The organism is Hymenobacter lucidus (assembly GCF_020447265.1).
Lineage (GTDB): Bacteria > Bacteroidota > Bacteroidia > Cytophagales > Hymenobacteraceae > Hymenobacter > Hymenobacter lucidus.
Map to the genome: position 1 here is coordinate 1 of NZ_JAJADR010000001.1, position 16,542 is coordinate 16,542.

12 protein-coding genes are annotated in these 16,542 nt (G+C 59.1%); 3 read left to right on the forward strand and 9 right to left on the reverse strand.

Going from position 1 to position 16,542, the window contains the following annotated elements; genetic code table 11:
* Positions 1–305 precede the first annotated feature (305 nt).
* Positions 306–1,877 (reverse strand): alpha,alpha-trehalase TreA, encoded by a 1,572-nt coding sequence (gene treA / locus LGH74_RS00005; protein ID WP_226170014.1) that lies wholly within the window; start codon positions 1,875–1,877, stop codon positions 306–308.
* Positions 1,878–2,035: 158 nt separating this feature from the next.
* Positions 2,036–2,542 carry a COG3415 family protein gene (locus LGH74_RS00010; RefSeq protein WP_226170017.1) on the reverse strand — a complete coding sequence of 169 codons (507 nt, stop codon included), beginning with the start codon at positions 2,540–2,542 and terminating at the stop codon, positions 2,036–2,038.
* A 350-nt stretch (positions 2,543–2,892) separates the two neighbouring features.
* On the opposite strand from LGH74_RS00010, the gene LGH74_RS00015 reads away from it, so the two are divergent.
* Positions 2,893–3,939, forward strand: coding sequence for a LacI family DNA-binding transcriptional regulator (locus LGH74_RS00015; RefSeq protein WP_226170020.1), 1,047 nt, complete (start codon positions 2,893–2,895; stop codon positions 3,937–3,939).
* A gap of 246 nt (positions 3,940–4,185) precedes the next feature.
* Here LGH74_RS00015 and LGH74_RS00020 read toward each other — a convergent pair whose 3' ends face one another.
* Together LGH74_RS00020 and LGH74_RS00025 are read right to left on the reverse strand one after the other, a co-directional pair.
* Positions 4,186–4,521 (reverse strand): ASCH/PUA domain-containing protein, encoded by a 336-nt coding sequence (locus tag LGH74_RS00020; RefSeq protein ID WP_226170023.1) that lies wholly within the window; start codon positions 4,519–4,521, stop codon positions 4,186–4,188.
* Positions 4,522–4,675: 154 nt separating this feature from the next.
* A complete protein-coding gene (locus tag LGH74_RS00025; RefSeq protein WP_226170026.1) occupies positions 4,676–5,890 on the reverse strand; it encodes an MFS transporter in 1,215 nt (404 codons plus the stop codon).
* A gap of 135 nt (positions 5,891–6,025) precedes the next feature.
* Here LGH74_RS00025 and LGH74_RS00030 point away from each other — a divergent pair, with 135 nt between their 5' ends.
* Positions 6,026–6,886: an AraC family transcriptional regulator gene (locus LGH74_RS00030; RefSeq protein WP_226170029.1), complete on the forward strand. Its 861-nt coding sequence runs from the start codon at positions 6,026–6,028 to the stop codon at positions 6,884–6,886.
* Positions 6,887–7,019: 133 nt separating this feature from the next.
* Positions 7,020–8,426 carry an aspartate ammonia-lyase gene (gene aspA, locus LGH74_RS00035; RefSeq protein ID WP_226170032.1) on the forward strand — a complete coding sequence of 469 codons (1,407 nt, stop codon included), beginning with the start codon at positions 7,020–7,022 and terminating at the stop codon, positions 8,424–8,426.
* Between the two features lie 104 nt (positions 8,427–8,530).
* Here the strand turns inward: aspA and qhpG are convergent, their stop codons facing one another.
* The 5 genes from qhpG to LGH74_RS00060 all read right to left on the reverse strand — a co-directional run bounded on the left by qhpG (position 8,531) and on the right by LGH74_RS00060 (position 16,396).
* Positions 8,531–9,997: a flavin-dependent monooxygenase QhpG gene (gene qhpG / locus LGH74_RS00040; protein WP_226170035.1), complete on the reverse strand. Its 1,467-nt coding sequence runs from the start codon at positions 9,995–9,997 to the stop codon at positions 8,531–8,533.
* 14 nt (positions 9,998–10,011) lie between these two features.
* Positions 10,012–11,385: a radical SAM/SPASM domain-containing protein gene (locus tag LGH74_RS00045; protein WP_226170039.1), complete on the reverse strand. Its 1,374-nt coding sequence runs from the start codon at positions 11,383–11,385 to the stop codon at positions 10,012–10,014.
* Between the two features lie 11 nt (positions 11,386–11,396).
* Entirely contained in the window at positions 11,397–13,670 is a 2,274-nt protein-coding gene (locus LGH74_RS00050) for a hypothetical protein (RefSeq protein ID WP_226170042.1), read from the reverse strand.
* A gap of 16 nt (positions 13,671–13,686) precedes the next feature.
* Positions 13,687–15,198 (reverse strand): ferritin-like protein, encoded by a 1,512-nt coding sequence (locus LGH74_RS00055; RefSeq protein WP_226170045.1) that lies wholly within the window; start codon positions 15,196–15,198, stop codon positions 13,687–13,689.
* Positions 15,199–15,421: 223 nt separating this feature from the next.
* Positions 15,422–16,396, reverse strand: a complete 975-nt coding sequence (locus LGH74_RS00060; protein ID WP_226170048.1) for an alpha/beta fold hydrolase — start codon at positions 16,394–16,396, stop codon at positions 15,422–15,424.
* Between the last annotated feature and the right edge of the window lie 146 nt (positions 16,397–16,542).

Here is a 16,542-nt window from a genome sequence, read left to right on the forward strand (position 1 = left end):
AGCGCCTATGGTACTGCCTTCACCGGCGGGAGAGTCGGTCGCCGCCAACCTTTTCTTTGCCAATGCCCCCTCCGCGCTGCGTGCTGCGGACGGGGCATTGCTCGTTTACAGCCCGCCCTACCCGCCCCACCACCTCTCGCGTGCCACTAGACGGGGTAGCTCAGGGGCGGATAGAGGCTTACCAGTTGCTCCTGGAAAGGACTGTCAGTAAGTGACCATAGCTATATCCTTGTCGGGTGAGTGGCAAAGCATTATTATAGCATGACAGCGTTGGTATAGTGCGTAACTTACGCTTAGCTAGGTACTTACTTAGCTACCGCTTTTGCTTTTCTGTTAAGAAGGCTTAGTAGAACTCCATTAGTCCATCCAAAACCATCCTGCAAAGCATATTCTCCTCCACCAGCTAAGAGCGAAGTATTCAGTACATTATATTTTTCCAATAGCTTGCCCGTTTGCTGGAATACCCGTGTATTGAGCTTTACCCAGCGTTGGGTTACTGTATCAGCTAAAGCCTGCTGGTGGTAGCGGTGTAGCCCCTGAATGGCTATATACTGTAAAGGGGCCCAAGCATTGGGCGCGTCCCATTGCTGGCCACTTTTGGCCAAAGTGGTCAGTAAACCACCTTGCTTCAGAAAATCGGCCTGCAACCCTTTGGCAATAACTATAGCTTGCTTTGAGCTGGCGGTGGCAAAAGCTAGCGGGAATACGCCGGCCAGCGTGCGTAGTGGGCTGGGCTGCTGGCGCGTCCAGTCGTAATCGGTGAACCAGGCAGCCTTTTCATTCCAGCAGTACAGGCTGATTGCCTGCTGCCGCTGCTTGGCTCGTTGTTGCCACAACTGGGCGGCTGCTTTCTTGTTGGCAATGGTGTAGCTGCGGGCTATAGTTTGCTCTAAAGCAACCAATAGGCAATTCAGGTCAACAGGTAACAGCGCGGTAGTGCGGATGCTGGATAGGCTGCCATCGGGACCAAACCAACGGGTGCTGAAGTCCCAGCCGGAAGCGGCAGCAGCGCGAATGTCGCGGTAGAATTCGGTGGCGGGACGTTTACTGATTTTAGCAGCGGCGACATCTTCGGCATAGGATTCTTCGCGGGGCTCACTGCTGCTGTCCCAATAGCGGTTCAGCAACTCGCCACCTGGTAAACGCACCACCCGTTGTGTGGCCTGCCCGCGCGGCAATGGCTCGGCCCCCGCCATCCAATAAGCATATTCCTTTAGTAGCTGTGGCTGGTAACGCAGCAGGACCGTATCACCTTGCTCTTGGGCCAATAGCTCTACCATGAGCGAAAAAAAGGGCGGCTGGGAGCGGGTCAGGTAATAGGTACGGTTGCCGTTGGAAATGAAGCCATATTGCTCGATGAGATAAGCGAAATTGTCGGTCATGCTGCGTAGTAGGGTAGTGCGATGCGCCTCGCGTAGCCCCAGCATAGTGAAATAGGAATCCCAGTAATAAATTTCCCGAAAGCGGCCACCCGGCACCAGATAGGGCTTGGGCAGAGGCAGCAGGGACGAGTAGGGCACTACGGTGCTAGTAGCCGGGCGCTGCAGCACTGTCCAGAGGGTATCAAGGTGATGCCGCAGGCCCTTGGTGACATCACTGCGGTAAACGGCCGTAGCTTCAGTAGGTAGCTGAAAATGGGCCCGCACGAAACGGCTCAGATCAAAGCCCGGTTGTTGGCTTTGCTGCTGCCAGGCGGCCAGAATAATGGCTGGCGTCTGTAATGGTACCGCGTCGACGAACGTTTTATTATCGGGAAATACGTGACCCAGTTGCACAGCTTCAAATAAGCCAGGAAATAGCTGTCGGGGAGTAGCTGGCTGGGCGTAAACCGGCCCGGCTAGCAACAGCCAGGCCGCGAGTAAAAAACGTTGGTACATAACGCGCAGAAAAGGTGACTCTGCTGATACGCGAATGAAGCGGACAGTGGCTGGGCTTGCCACAGGCAGTACCCTTTGCTCAGCCCTTATAAAGCAAAATTCCTCCGCGAAGCCCAGGCTCTGCGGAGGAATTGCGCTGAAATGAGACGTGAGTACTACTAAGCAGCTTGCTCTTCGGCAATGCGGGTGCTTTGCACCATAGCATAGGCCGACTGGTCGGTGGAGGCAAGGCTGGCAGCTTGCACCTGCCGCAGGGCCCGCTGTACCGTGACGGTGCAGATACGGTCGGCATAGCCTAGCTCTACCACCCGCTTGGCAATGAGGGCCAGCGTAAGGCGCTTGCCTTTGGCCGCGGCCTGTTGGGTGAGACGACGTAACAGGGTTTCGAGCTTGGGCGTCAGCTTATTGGGCGCGCCACAACGAGGTACAGCGTGCAGATAGTCTTTGAAGCCTTGCTGCGAGAAAGCCCGGCGCATACTGTACACCCGGTCGATGCTCAGGCCCAGCAGTTCGCCCGACTCCTGCACCGACAGGTCGGAAACCCAGTGCTGGAGCACCTGGGCGCGGTTGCGCTGCTGCTTGGAGAGAATGTCAGAATTGATGAAATCAGCGAGGTAGGCCTGTTGCTTGCGGGACAGGCTCAAGGAATGACGATGACGACCCATGGACTTAACTGACGAATACTGGCAATGACTACCGGTGGAAGGTTTTGGGCATTATTAGCCGCCCAGGAAGGACGCGGCAATATCCTCTCAACCGAAAAAGAGTTTGAAGAGCCGAATGTAGGAAGTTGGTTACAATTGTGCAAACGTTTGCACAATTGTAACCAACTATTCATCTTGTAGCGCCTTAGCAAAGCCTACTGCCCGGCTTACTCGGTCTGGAAACAGTAATATTGCTGATGTACCAGCCTGAACCACTGACTAGTTTTGGCGGTTCTCCAAATGACTGTCCCGTAGCCCAGGCAGCTGATTAGCCGATTTGTGCGAACTTGCTCTCCATTTCCCTGCTTCTTGTGTCTATTCATCGCGCTTCCATATCCGATCTTGCTGCCCAACTCAATCTGTCGGTTTCGACCGTTTCGCGGGCGCTGAGTGACCATAGCCGTATTAGCGCGGCTACTAAAAAGCGGGTCTGGGAGTTGGCGAAAGAGTTGAACTACCAGCCCAACCAGTTGGCTGCTGCGCTACGTAAGGGCCGTAGCAATACGCTGGGTGTAGTAGTGCCTCACATTGATGGGCAGTTTTTTGCTTTGGTCGTGAAGGGCATTGAAACTATTGCCAATCAGGCTGGCTTCAACGTGATGATCTGCCAGTCGAATGAGGACGCGGCCCAGGAACAGAAGAACATCGAAACCCTAGTCAATGCGCAGGTCGATGGTATTCTGCTGTCTTTGTCCTTATCGACACACGACTACCAGTACCTGGACGACGTGCGACGGCGCGACATTCCGCTGGTGTTCTTTGACCGGGCCCTGGAAAGCACCAATGTGAGTGCCGTCGTACTAGACGATTATCAGGGCGGCTACCAGGCCGTATGCCACCTTATTGAGGAAGGCTGCCGGCACATTGCCCACCTGGGTGGGCCGCAGCACCTGAATATCTGCCGTAACCGGTATCAGGGCTACGCCGATGCCCTGGCGCAGCACAACATACCAGTAGACCCAGCGCTGGTGCATTTCAGCGACCTGTCGATGCAGGATGGGCGGCAGGGCATGGAGTTGTTGCTGAGCCAAGCCCCGCAGGTGGACGCCGTTTTTTCCTGCAACGACCTGGCGCTGGTAGGGGCCATGCAGATTGTGAAGCGGCGCGGGCTGCGTATTCCGCAGGATGTGGCCCTGGCGGGCTTCAGCAACGAGCTGTTTGACTCCCTGACAGAGCCCATGCTGACCTCAGTAGACCAGCGGTGCGAAGAAATGGGCCGCACGGCGGTGCAGCTACTACTGGAAATGATTCATGAAGGCCCGCAGAAAGTGCAGCCTCGGCAGGTAGTTCTGCAACCCAAATTGTTGGTGCGGGAATCGTCGCAGCGGAGCGTACTGCTGCAGGAATCCAAGCTCTAGGGAATAACGGCGTCGCAGAAACTCCTACAATAAAAAAAGCCTGGTTAATACGACCAGGCTTTTTTATTTCGACGAAGGTAAGGAGTGTGGCGCAGCCAAAGCAGGCGCAGCTGCCGCAGAAAGCGCGGGGTATTATCGGCAGAAAGATGCCAGACAGGAGGAATATACATACGAGAGAAAGTAAAGTGAGGAAAAACCGGTTGGCTGATGACATAGGCGCCGGCAGGAAAATACCCTTGGCAGGCTCTACCAGAGCTTGGTGTCGTTGATGCCGGGCGGCAAGGGCGGCAAGGAGCCGAAGCCGACCACGCACCAGCCGGCCTCAAGGCCGAAGGAACCGCCGAGCAGCACGTAGCTCACGGCCCGTAGCACGGTCTGGCCGCTGTATTGCTCGGTTTCGGGTTCGTACTCACGCAGTAGCAGCACGTCGCCCACCTGGAAGTTGCGGTCGTTCTGGCGCACGTCGAAGGGCTTGGCCCCCGACTCGACGGCGGCAAAGCAGGCTGGCCAGATCTTCAGCTCGTGAGTTTGGCGTGGGGCCAGATTAGCCAGCGGGCCGGTGAATGAATTATCGGTTTTCATGGAGTGTAGCGTTTGAGGTTCAGGCAGTAAGCACAATGCCACCAGCGGTAAGGCAGCAGCTTATTGCGGAAATCAACTGGGACGGACTGCCAGCCTGAGCGAGCAGGTCCGTTGGGTAATGTGCAGGCTCTGGAGCTGGCCACTGTTAGCCGACCTATGTGGCAGGCTGTGGCCTGGCCGTTTGGGGTGCAGCCAAGCGGAGGTTAAGCCCCACGCTGACCAGCACCACAAACAGGCCTGCTACAATGCCCAGCGCCCAGCGTAGGGTCAGGGCGTCGGCGAGCCAGCCGATAACGGGTGGCCCCAGCAGGAAGCCCCCGTAGCCGATGGTGGAAATGATGCCCAGCGCGATGCCGGGAGAAAGGTCGTGCTGCTGACCAGCGGCACTGAACACGGTGGGAATGATGGTGGCCAGGCCCAGGCCAATCAGAAACAGCCCACCAATACCGACGGCCGTGAGTGGTACCAGCAGCAGGCTCAGTAGCCCCACTAAAGCCAGCAGGCCACCTACCACTACCAGGCGCTGCGGCCCGAAACGCAGGGCCAGGGCATCCCCGAAAATCCGGCCGACGGCCATAGCCAGGGAGAAGGCCGCGTAACCCAACGGGGCCAGCGCCGCACTGGCGGCCGTATCCTGCACCAGGTAAATAGTGCTCCAGTCGGCCATGGCGCCCTCGGCCAGCATTGAGCAGAAGGCCACTACCCCCAGACCGAGCACCAACCGGCTGGGCCATTGAAAGCCGGGCTGAGCAGCTTGCGGAGTAATTTCGGCTTCAGGCGTACCAACTGGCAGTAGTTGGAAAGCGGCAACTGCTACCAGCGCCAGACTAACCAGGGAAAAGCTCAGCAGGTGATTGGCAAAGTCAACGCTCATATGAGCAGCCAGGGCGCCGGCGCCGGCACCCAGCATGCCGCCGAGGCTGAACGCCGCGTGAAACGACGACATGATAGGCTGCCGGCGTTGCTGCTCTACCTGAATGGCCTGGGCATTCATGGCTACATCGAGCAAACCCGTAGCCGCACCCAGCACCAGAAACAGGGCCATAAGCTGCCCCACACTGTGCAACAGGGCCAGACCGGGAATGAAGACACAGAACAAGACGGCGCCGATGGTCGTTAGCCGGCGGCTGCCGAGGCGGGGCATCAGCCAGCTGGCCAGGGGCATAGCGCACCAGGCACCCACGGCGTTGCAGAACAACACCTGGCCCAACTCACTATGCTCGATGTTGTAGCGGTGCTCCAGCTCGGGCAGGCGGGCGGCCCAGTTGGCAAACAGCAGGCCGTGCAGGAAGAAAATAAGCGTTACCGCCCACCGGGCCCGGCTCAGATGAACCGGGCCGGATAGGCGGTGAGTCGGCAGGCGTAGCATAACTTCTCAGATTACAAAGGCAAAGGTAGAGCGGTGCCAGTACACTCACTACCTACTGATTGGCTACTTGTAATACTATTTTAACTAAATTAGTCGTTAAATGGATTGTAGTACCCAGTTCCATGTTAACTAAGTATGAAGCTCGAATTTGAACCCATTCAACCCTCAGCCGGTAGCTCCTTCACGCTGCTGCATTACACGGAGGCGCAGGAAGGCGGAATTCTCTGGCACTACCACCCCGAATACGAGCTGCTCTACATTCCGCAGGGCAGCGGGCGGCGGCACATCGGGCAGCACGTGTCGCACTACGAAGGCGGCGAGCTGCTGTTTATGGGCCCCAATCTGCCCCACCTCAGCTTCAGCCACGAGCAGCACGGCCCCTTCGAGCAGGTGGTAGTGCAGCTGCGGGCCGACTTTCTGGGTGAAACTTTCCTGCAGCGGCCCGAGCTGGCAGCCGTGCAGCAGCTGTTTGTGCGCTCGGCCCAGGGCCTTTCATTTGGCCCCGCAACCCGGGCCGCCGTGGGCGACGCGCTGCGCCAGATGAGTGAGCAGCCGGCGGCCCGGCGCCTGCTCACGCTGCTGCAGCTGCTCTACCAACTGGCCGAAGCGCCCGACGTAACTCCGCTGCACGCCGATATGGGCAGCTCTGGGGCGCAGGTAAAGGAACAGAAACGCCTGGGCCGCATCTACCAGTACATTCAGGAGCACTTTGCCGAGCCTATTACGGTGCAGGAGCTGGCCGATATTGCCAACCTGTCGGTGCCCGCCTTCTGCCGCTACTTCAAGAAGATGACCAGCCAGACGCTCACCAATTTCCTGCAGGAGTACCGTATCAGTCATGCCCGGCTGCTGCTGCTCCAGGATTTACCCATTACGGAGGTGAGCTACGCCAGCGGCTTCAACAACCTGTCGCACTTCAACCGCACTTTCCGTCGCCTCACCGGTCAGACGCCCTCGGCCTACCGCGACCAGAAAAGCCCAGCCGTAGTAGGGTAGCTTGCGGTGGAGCTGTCGGGGAAAAATCGGTACTTGCCGGCCCGGGCCGCCGCAGGGCCCACAGTTGTTTTTCTTTCCGCCCTAGCTCCTCTGTTTGCGTAGAAGGGCCACCACCTACCTGAACGGTTTTCTTATGACAAATTCCCGGCTTGAGCACGACTTTCTTGGCGAACGGGCCATTCCTGAGCACGCGTATTACGGCATCCAGACGCTGCGGGCTCTGGAAAACTTCGACATCACCGGCATTCCGCTGCGCACCGAGCCGCTGTTTGTGCAGTCGTTGGCCTACGTGAAAAAGGCCGCGGCCCTGGCCAATAAGGAGTTGGGCGTGCTCGATGCCAACATTGCCAAGCACATTGCCCTAGCCTGCGACAAAGTAGCCGTCGGCCAGTACGACGACCAGTTTCTGACCGACATGATTCAGGGCGGGGCGGGCACGTCGGTGAATATGAACGCCAACGAGGTAATTGCCAACGTGGCCCTCGAGCTGATGGGCCACCAGAAAGGCGAGTACCAGTATTGCCACCCCAACAACCACGTCAACTGCTCGCAAAGCACTAATGACGCTTACCCCACGGCTTTCCGCATTGCGCTCAGCAATAAGCTGGTAGGCTACGCCCAAACGCTGGGCGAACTGGCCGATGCCTTTGCCGCCAAGGGCGAGGAATTCCGGAACGTACTTAAAATGGGCCGCACCCAGCTCCAGGATGCCGTGCCGATGAGCATGGGCGACGAGTTCAAGGCCTTTGCCACCAACCTGCGCGAGGAATTGCTCCGCATCGAGGACTCGCGCCGTCTCATCAGTGAAATCAATATGGGCGCTACGGCCATCGGTACCCGCGTGAATGCCCCCAACGGCTACGCCGAGCTAGTTACCGAGCACCTGCGCACCATCACCGGCCTCGACCTGAGCCTGGCCGGCGACCTGATAGAAGCTACTTACGACACGGGCGCTTACGTGCAGCTCTCCGGGGTACTGAAGCGCACCGCCGTAAAGCTCTCCAAGATCTGCAACGATTTGCGGCTGCTCTCGTCGGGGCCACGCACCGGCTTCAACGAAATCAACCTGCCGCCGCTGCAGCCGGGCTCCAGCATCATGCCGGGCAAGGTGAACCCTGTAGTGCCCGAGGTGGTAAATCAGACGGCCTTCTACGTTATCGGGGCCGACCTGACGGTAACCATGGCTGCCGAGGCCGGGCAGCTGCAACTCAACGTGATGGAGCCCGTTATTTCGTTTGCCCTGTTTACCTCTATTTCCTACATGACCCGCGCCTGCCGTACCCTGCGCGAGAAGTGCGTGGTGGGCATTACAGCCAACGTGCAGCACGCCGAAAACCAGGTGCGCAACAGCATCGGCATCGTGACGCAGCTGAACCCGGTGCTGGGCTACGAAACCAGCGCCGAAATTGCCAAGGAGGCGCTGCGCACCGGCAAATCGGTGTACGATGTGGCCGTGACGGAGCGCGGGCTGCTCACCCAGGCCAAGTGGGACGAAATCTTCACCTTCGAAAACCTGATTCGGCCGCACTTCATCCAGTAGGTCCGACCAGGACTATTGGCTCCCAAATATGCTAGCAGTGGTGCTCTTGGTAGAGGTTGGGCTTATGGCTTGGCTGATGCCAGGAACGCCACTGCTAGTGTTACTTACAACAGGTACAAAATGCCGGTGTCCAGGAGGCTAATGGCCGTGCGGGCGGCCTGCGGCAGCGGCAGCCGCTGGTTCCAGCGGCTAAGCAGGTCGCCAAAACTGGTGGCTTCTGCTGCCATTGCCAGTAGCGGAATAATGTCGGCCTCCTGAATGAACGTTATGGGCTTCGGCAGATTCGGGTGGCTTACCGCCGTTCTTTCTTCCAGTAGGTCACCGGTAACACAGGTAGCCGTAACATAGCGAAGTCGGGGCGAAGTCCGGATTTGCCGATTCCACAAGGCCGGCAAAGCTGTCCGTAAATCAATATCTGGCCGTGGAGCAGCGGAAGGCTTTTTGTCGACGACCCCAAAGGCAGCCGCTAGCTTTGCGCCAAAGGTACTTGCGGTAGCACTGCCAGCCGGCTCAAAGGCGGCTCTCTGCTGCCAGAACGATTGGCGTTGGCCGGGCCAGGCGCTGGCGTAATAGTCGCGCGTCCAGCGCGTATGGCTGACTGTGGACTCGATGAGCTGGCTCTCGAAGTACTCCTGGGCCAGGCGGCTCCCTGGCTTGCGCAGGGCGGTGTTGACAGCCAAAGCGGCCTGCAGGGAAAAGCGCATGGCTTTTTCCACCCCCGAGGAAGAGAGTGGATCCAGCGAAAACGCGCACTCCCCGATGCGGAGGTAGTTCTTGTTCCAGGGCTTGGCATGCACGTAGTTGTGCACCAGGCAAGCCTCGGTTGGTACCGACGACGCATCTCTACTCACCGTCTGAAACAGCTGACTACGAGCGGTAAAGGCCCGAAACAGGGCCCCCGGCGACTCGTGCCTGAGTGCCGCCGCATCTGTAAAAAGCATTGTCCTGAACTGCTGCCCCGCCACGGGAGAGCCCCAGAGCCAGCCCGCTTCGAGGGCTTCCACCAATACTTCCGCCGGCAGTAGCTTCGCCGGCAGGTCAGCCCATAGGGCCGCGCTGGTGGGGGCGGTGGCTATGCGGGAGCTGCTGCGGCCACCGCGCCGGCCGCGCGCATCTACTACGAAAGAGGCCGTCAATTCCTGCAAAGCGCCGTTACTGGCAATGCTGATATACCAAGTCGGCTCCCGGAAAATACTGGCCGTGTACCGCGCCGGCTGAAACAGGCATAGGCCCCGGCTCACCGCCAACGCCAGCAGACCCGCATCGAAAGCCCCCCGGCTCACCACCACGCCCCCGGCTTTCTGGTAGCTGCTGGCCGTGGTTGATTCCCATATTATGCGGGAAGTGAGGCCGCTGATACCCCCGATGCTTTCCAGGAGCCCATCGGCCCCCAAGTATTCTAGGATACTGCCAACGCCTGGCGACAATGCTTCCCCGATCTGGCTCCGGGGAAACGCTTCGGCTTCGACCAGGGCCACCGTATGGCCCATGCCCAGGAGCCGGAGTGCGGCGCAGCTCCCGGCGGGGCCACCGCCAATGATAACGACATCAAATGCAGGAGGGAAACTCATTACCGGCACTTCGCCTACTCGAACTGGCCCGGTACCAGCCGGTCGATTCGGGTTTGGGCCTGAATAGTATAGTACAGCCAGCTGCGGATATACTCACAGGCGTTCCGGCCCTTCGACAGCACTTCGTGGTGGCAGCCGCCGCCGCAGAGGTAGCGGGCCCAGCACTGGTTGCAGGGCTCCTGAGTATGCACATGCCGGGCGGCCAGCCAGCTGTTCTGCCGCTCGTGGTCTACGCCGGTATTCAGGTTGCCCATTGCGCCGGCCGGCTCATTCACGAAGCGGTGGCAGGCGGCCAGCTCACCATCGGCTGATACACCCATGTAGCCGGCCCCGGCCCCGCACGGGTAGGGTCGGTGCGTGCCCTTGGCCACTTCCTTGAGGGCATTCACCATGTTGAGAAACGGGTACCGCACCCCGGCCAGCGACTTTTGCTCGAAGTTCAGCCCGCATTCAATCATGGCCTGCAACATACTTTCCAGGTCCTCGGCCGACATTTCTCCCGTGCCGCTGCTCGAATTGAGCAGCGGCGAAAAGCCTACGCTATGGAAGCCGAGGCCGATAAACTCATCCAGCGTCTCGGCCAGATCTACGTTGGTGGGCGTTACCGTTACGCGGGCGGCCACCTGCATCTGGCGCTGCCGGGCGAGCAGCGGCTTTATCTTTTCCATAATGACGGCGTAGCTCCCACGCCCGCCTTTCATGGGCCGTAGCTGGTCGTGCTGCTCCTGCTTACCATCTAGGCTGATGGTAACGGAAAAGCCGTATTCTTCGAAAAAAACGGCGTCGGCTTCGGTGAGCAGCGTACCGTTGGTGGTGATGGAGAAGCCCAGCCGGATTTGCTTTTCCCGCGCCTTAGTAGCTGCGTACAGGGTAGCGGCCCGCAGCACCGGCCGGTTGATAAGCGGCTCACCTCCCAGAAACGTGAGTTGGGCCTTGCCTCCCACTGGGCAGTCCGCCAGCAGCAGATCAATAGATTGCAGCGCGGTTTCGAGGCTCATATTTTTTACTGCGCCGCCAAAGTCGCCTTGGTTGGCGTAGCAGTAGGAGCAGCCCATATTGCACTTTTGCGCCACGGCCAACGACAGCGCATACAGCGCCGGTGCCTGCAGCGGCACATCGGTGACGTACTCCGGCGCCGTTATTCCCAGCGTGTTCAGCTCTTGGGTGATGCCGGTTTCGTCGCCGGCCAGCAAATAGGCGCGCAGGCGCTGCTCCAGCTCCTGGGAAATGTCGTAGAGTCGGCTGCCGTTCACAACGAACAGCTTGGTGGCACTACCGGCCTGAATCAGGTGAATCTGCGCGGATAGGGGCCGTGCCTGCGCTGCTATCTGCCGGGATAAGATGGTTGCTATACTTTTGGTATCGGCCTGCTCAATATCGTAACTCATAGTAGTAAGCATCAAACGGCTGAGTCGGGGCTGCCGGAGGCGGTTTCAATGGCGTCCTGGCCCTGAATAATAAAGCTGAGCTCTCCCTGCCAGTTTTTGAACAGGTCGTCGTAAGACAGTAGTCGACTGTCAGTGCGGTCGTCGGGAATATACTCGCCGGAGCGCTTCTTCGCCATCCAGTTGTCGCCGGCGCTGAGGCCTCTTTCGTTGGGCTGCACGTTCACGAAATCGGGGCGGCTGGCGGCCCAGTAGTAGCAGGCACATTCCCGGTAATCGTTTTGCCAGGGGGCGCAAAGCCCCTGGGTAAGCTCGCCCGGCTTGATAATCTCGTCCGACAGCGCCGCGCTGTCGGGCATGAAGATGTGGTTTACCGTCAGGGTTGCTTGCTGGTACTTTTCCGGATTAGAGAGGTCATCCTTGTTGGCTACCACCTCGTGCAGGCTGGGGTTTTTCGTAAAGTGACATACCACTTCCTGGCCCTGTTTCTGCAGCACATCGGCCAGTGAGTTTGACCATTCCATGAAGGACACTCCGTTGGGGTTGTCGGCGGTCTGCAGTGGCACATTGTCGCCGCCCGGAAATACCGGCCCGCTGGTGGCTACCGTAGTCAGCTTATGGTCGACGGCTACCAGGCGGCAATGCAGCAGATGCTGGTACTCCTCCGTGGTTTCTAGTACGTAGTTGTTGTTCTCAATCAGCACGATACCCTGAAAAACGCGGCGCCACAGATTGCGGAAGTCAAACTCCAAGCCCGGAAAGCAGTTGGAAATGGCCGTGCGCGGCAGTACCGAAATAGGGTTGCCCTTGGCCTGGTAGTGCAGTTGCGCCGTGAGGTTGGCCGCTTTCAGCGGCGCTTCGGCGGCGGGAGCTGCCGTGGTTGCTGCCGGTACTTGGTCCTCAAACATGGCGCTGACGGCCGCTTTAATAACCGTATTAATCTGCCGGTGCGTGAGTGTGAGGGCCCGACCGTCGGCGCCGCGCATAAGGGCCGGCATCTTCCGGCGCATTCTATCCGATAAGTCCCCGATTTGATCGGGCCGGCGGAACACGTCGGAAAACCACGGCGCGGCCCCGGTACTCAGGCCACTGAAAATCCGGTCGTGCAGGGCCAGTACCGCCAGATTGTCGACGATGGACTGGGCCATGATGGGCTCATATAGCCGGCCGAAGTCGTTGGTGTCCTGGCGGACCATGGTGCTGGCCGTGTTCCATTTGCCTTCGAAGGGGTTGCCATTCATCACCGCCGTATTCATGAGCCGCACTGTTTCCAGGGCCCGCCGCACGATTTCTTCGGCCTCATCAATGGTGGCTCCGTCTACTTCCGGCCCCAGCAGAATCTGCTCCAGCTCATCCGACACAACCCGCACGGGCAGCGTATCGGGCGCAAAAGCCGGTGGCCCCGCGCTAATGTGGGCCCGGGCCAGCAGCGGGCCTCCCGGGGCTTGCAGGTGAAACTCCACGAACCCGTCACACTCGTCGTCGAGGTAGCCCCAGCTCACGCGGTTGCCATTGCTGGCGTTGTAGCCCGCGAATATCTGCGCCGGGTTTGTGTAGAGCGGGTTGGGAGTGCCCGTTTCGGAATATCCTAGCCACTTACCTTTCTGCTTGTCGTAGAGAATCTGCTCCTCCAACTGAATAATCGGGTCCGGCTGCATTGTGCCCGTGTCGTCTTTTTGCCGCTCCAGGGCGGCCCCGTACACGGCCCCCGTAGCGGGCACAAACCGTAGCCGAATCTGGGGAAACTCCTGGGTGGGTGCAATGAACTGCACAGTGCCCAGGGGCAGGGTTTTGCCGTCAATAAAATTGCCGCACACGCCGGCCAGTGCCTGTACTTCGTGACTCCGAATATCCCGCAGCTCGGCAATAATCTTGTCCTGCTCATCGCCGGTGCGGCGGAACACCTTGATATTGCCGACCGACACCTGCCAGTGAATATCCTGCATCGTGCAACCCGCCTGCTCCAGCATATCTACTGTGAGCGGCACCAACGCGTCGGGGGCCTCGTCGGTGATGGCGAATACCTCCAGAAAGGGCGCTACCGGCCGGATACGACCGTCTTTTGCCCGCACGGAGGCGGCATCCTTGAAACGGATGGACTTTGGCAAGTACTCCGTTGCGGTGCCGGTGGCCGTGTCTATCTGTAAGGTGTCGCGGGGAATAATCTGCCGGAAATCAAGCGGCTTGTCGGCGGCTATGGCTAGGTCGTAGGCTTCCAGAGGGGTTTCGGAAGCGCCCAGCCGGCCAATGGCAATTGGGGGCAGAATGCGTAGGGCTATAATATTCATGGTGGGGTAGGCTAACTTATAGGGGCGATTTAGTCGTGAGCTGGGTAACCAGCTGCAGCAGCTGCTTATCGGCTTCTAGCAGTGAATTCAGGTACGTTTGATTGGTGGCGCTCAGGGCCATAATGTCGTGGGCAACCGTGGCGGAGGCTTCCAGCAGGTCTTTGTGCTGCAGCCACTTGTTGAGTTCCCCCATGGGCAGGTCCAGGGTGTAGGGAATCATGAAGGGCGGGCCGGCCAGCTTGTCGCCAGTATCGGCGAGCGGCAGCCGCACCAGCACGTTGGCAATGCTGCGCAGGTTGTACATTTCCCCGAAAGTGGCGGCAATGATGGTGCCCCGGGGCGTGCGGGTCCCGTAGATATCGGCGCTGTCGTCTAGCTGGAAACTGTGCATCAAATAGTTCAGCAGCATACGGTAGCGCAGGTTGAACAACTCGGCCCAGGCCTTGGCTTCCTCATTCGTAATTGGCTCGCAGGTATAGTCGGTAGGCTGGCCGCTCTTGGTCAGGTTGGTGCTGGCTTCGTCTGGCTGCCCGGAGCCCACGTAGGGATTGGTGGCCAGGTTGCGCGAGGGTAGCCAGCTGCCGCCGGTGTTGGCCAGCACCTCCCGCATTTCCTTGTAGATGGTCAGGAACCGCGCAAAGTGGGAGGGGCCTGATTCGTCGGCGGCCACGTGGGGTGCTTCGCCCTGCTCCGATATAGCCAGCAGCGCGTTGTAGGCATCATCCCGCGACAGCAGGGGCATCACCAGCACATCGGGAGTGCCCGGCGGGTTGCCCCCGGTGGTGTTGCCCCGGTTGCCGCCCGTGTAGCCCCGGCCCCACTCGTCAAATTTCGCCTGGTAGGGGTAGGTTTTCGACTGAAAAACCTCGTCGCTAATTAAGTCTGGGTCCTGAATAAGCTGCAGAATGACAGTGAATAAGGTCCCAACCCGGTGCGGATCGGCGGTTACCTGCTGCATCTTTTCCTTAATTTCCCGCGCAATCGGGTCGTCGCTGTCAATCCAGCCTTCCGGCGACTCCGCAAAAACGTACTTGGCCAGCGAGTCGAGCGTGAGGGGTTGCAGCGTAAAAGGGAAGGGGTAGAATGGCGTATCCCAGGGGTAATCGTCGCGGGCGAAGTTCAGCGGCGCGCCAATCAGGCGCAGCACATTCTGACAGGAAATGAAGTGACCCATTTCCTCTTTCGCAATGCCCAGGATAACCTCCTGCCACCGCCGGACCCGGTCGCGGTACTGCTCCGGCACCTGCTCGCCGCCGATGCTGTAGGCGGCGTAGAGGTACTGCACCATCAGGCCATGCTCGATTTCAGCGTTGATGTGGAGCAGGAACCCCAGGTACCCCTTGCCGGTGAGCTCGCGCGGAATGACGGGCTTGGCCGGGGCCGCTGCTTCTGTGGTAGTGGGGGCGGCAAGCAGAGCCTCGGCTCCTGGCGCCAGGGCTCTGGCAGCGCGTAGCTGAACAGCTTCCCGGTGGGTTTTTTCGGCGATACTGAAGATTGGCTCCAGATAGCGGGCAATATTACCTTGCATAATGAAGAGAGTAGGATAAGACTAACTGGTCGTAAGTAGCAATAAAAATTGTTATATAACTATATAAAACAACGAGTTGTAGTTTTTTGCCGGCCTTGCGGATTTCTTCCGCCTAGGTCGGGCTTTGCTCGTGGCTCAACTGATAGAACCGTCTGTAATTCAATAGAAAGGGCCGCCCGATAATACGGACGGCCCTTTCGGCGCAGGTAAGCTATTGTAGCAACTAAGCCTTGCGTGGCAGCTTTTTCAGGAAGGTGGCTATGGCTTGGTTAAACTCCGTGGGGCTTTCGATGAGGGCGTAGTGCCGACCGGGCACGAGGGCTACCTGCTGGTTGGGGAAGCGAAAGGACTTGTAGTGGTCGGGGCCCACCATGTAGTCGTCCTGGCCCGAAACCACCAGCACCGGCATCGTCAGCTTGGCCGTGGCGGGCGTCAGATCCTGTACGTAGCCCTGAATGGCCGGGCCCTGGAACAGCGTAGTGGCAAAGTCGCGGTTGGTGGGCACGCCCTTCATAGCCCGGCTCAGGCGGGCCGGCGTCGAGTCGTTGGCATACATAAACTTGTTCATCAGGCCCTGCTGGCCCAGCATACCCATCACCATACCGAAGCGTTGGGGCAACGGGGCGTTGGGGTCCATGGGAGGGCGGCTGGCGGCGGGCAGCAGCTGGTAGCCGTTGGTAGCGGTGCTTTCCATGGAAGCCGGCAGGTTCAGAATGCTGTTGACCAGCACCAAGCCCTGCACCCGCTCGGGATATTTGCTGGCGTAGGCCGTGGCAATGATGCCCCCGAAGGAGTGCGACATCACCACCCATTTTTCCAGCTGCAACTGCTGGCGCACGTCTTCCAGGTCCTGCACAAGCCGGTCGATGACGTAGTTCTTGTTCGGGTCACTGGCCGAGCGGCCGCTACCGCGCTGGTCGAGGTAAATCATCTGGAAGTTCTGCTCCAGCGTTTTGCCAGCCAGTGCTTCGATGCCGTAGCTGCCCGAGCCGGGGCCGCCGTGTACAAACACGCAAGGCAAGCCTTTGCCGGCTACTTTGGTGTAGAGCTTCACACCATCGGTTGTCGTCATGGTAGGCGTACCGTTGGCCAGGGGCGTGGCTTTGCGCTGGGCCACGGCCAGCTGGGCAGTAGAAAAAGCCAGCAGCAGGCCCAGCAGCCAAGTAGAAAAACGGGGCAGACGAAGAACAGAATCCATAAGATAAAGCAGGTTAAAAGTAGATTTGAGCGGAAGATAGAAATTCCGCTGCCGCTAGCTACTCCATTGGCGGCTTTATCGGATATCCATGGGGAAAGGGGCAGCAGCTGCTCGGGGTTGCAAAGGTTGCCTTCGGGATTATCGGC

Excerpts from the sequence above, each read along its gene's own strand:
- LGH74_RS00020 (WP_226170023.1), bottom strand. The coding sequence starts at position 4,521 with ATGAAAACCGATAATTCATTCACCGGCCCGCTGGCTAATCTGGCCCCA.
- LGH74_RS00045 (WP_226170039.1), bottom strand. The coding sequence starts at position 11,385 with ATGAGTTACGATATTGAGCAGGCCGATACCAAAAGTATAGCAACCATC.
- LGH74_RS00025 (WP_226170026.1), bottom strand. The coding sequence starts at position 5,890 with ATGCTACGCCTGCCGACTCACCGCCTATCCGGCCCGGTTCATCTGAGC.
- LGH74_RS00050 (WP_226170042.1), bottom strand. The coding sequence starts at position 13,670 with ATGAATATTATAGCCCTACGCATTCTGCCCCCAATTGCCATTGGCCGG.
- qhpG (WP_226170035.1), bottom strand. The coding sequence starts at position 9,997 with ATGAGTTTCCCTCCTGCATTTGATGTCGTTATCATTGGCGGTGGCCCC.
- LGH74_RS00060 (WP_226170048.1), bottom strand. The coding sequence starts at position 16,396 with ATGGATTCTGTTCTTCGTCTGCCCCGTTTTTCTACTTGGCTGCTGGGC.
- LGH74_RS00030 (WP_226170029.1), top strand. The coding sequence starts at position 6,026 with ATGAAGCTCGAATTTGAACCCATTCAACCCTCAGCCGGTAGCTCCTTC.
- aspA (WP_226170032.1), top strand. The coding sequence starts at position 7,020 with ATGACAAATTCCCGGCTTGAGCACGACTTTCTTGGCGAACGGGCCATT.
- LGH74_RS00055 (WP_226170045.1), bottom strand. The coding sequence starts at position 15,198 with ATGCAAGGTAATATTGCCCGCTATCTGGAGCCAATCTTCAGTATCGCC.
- treA (WP_226170014.1), bottom strand. The coding sequence starts at position 1,877 with ATGTACCAACGTTTTTTACTCGCGGCCTGGCTGTTGCTAGCCGGGCCG.
- LGH74_RS00010 (WP_226170017.1), bottom strand. The coding sequence starts at position 2,542 with ATGGGTCGTCATCGTCATTCCTTGAGCCTGTCCCGCAAGCAACAGGCC.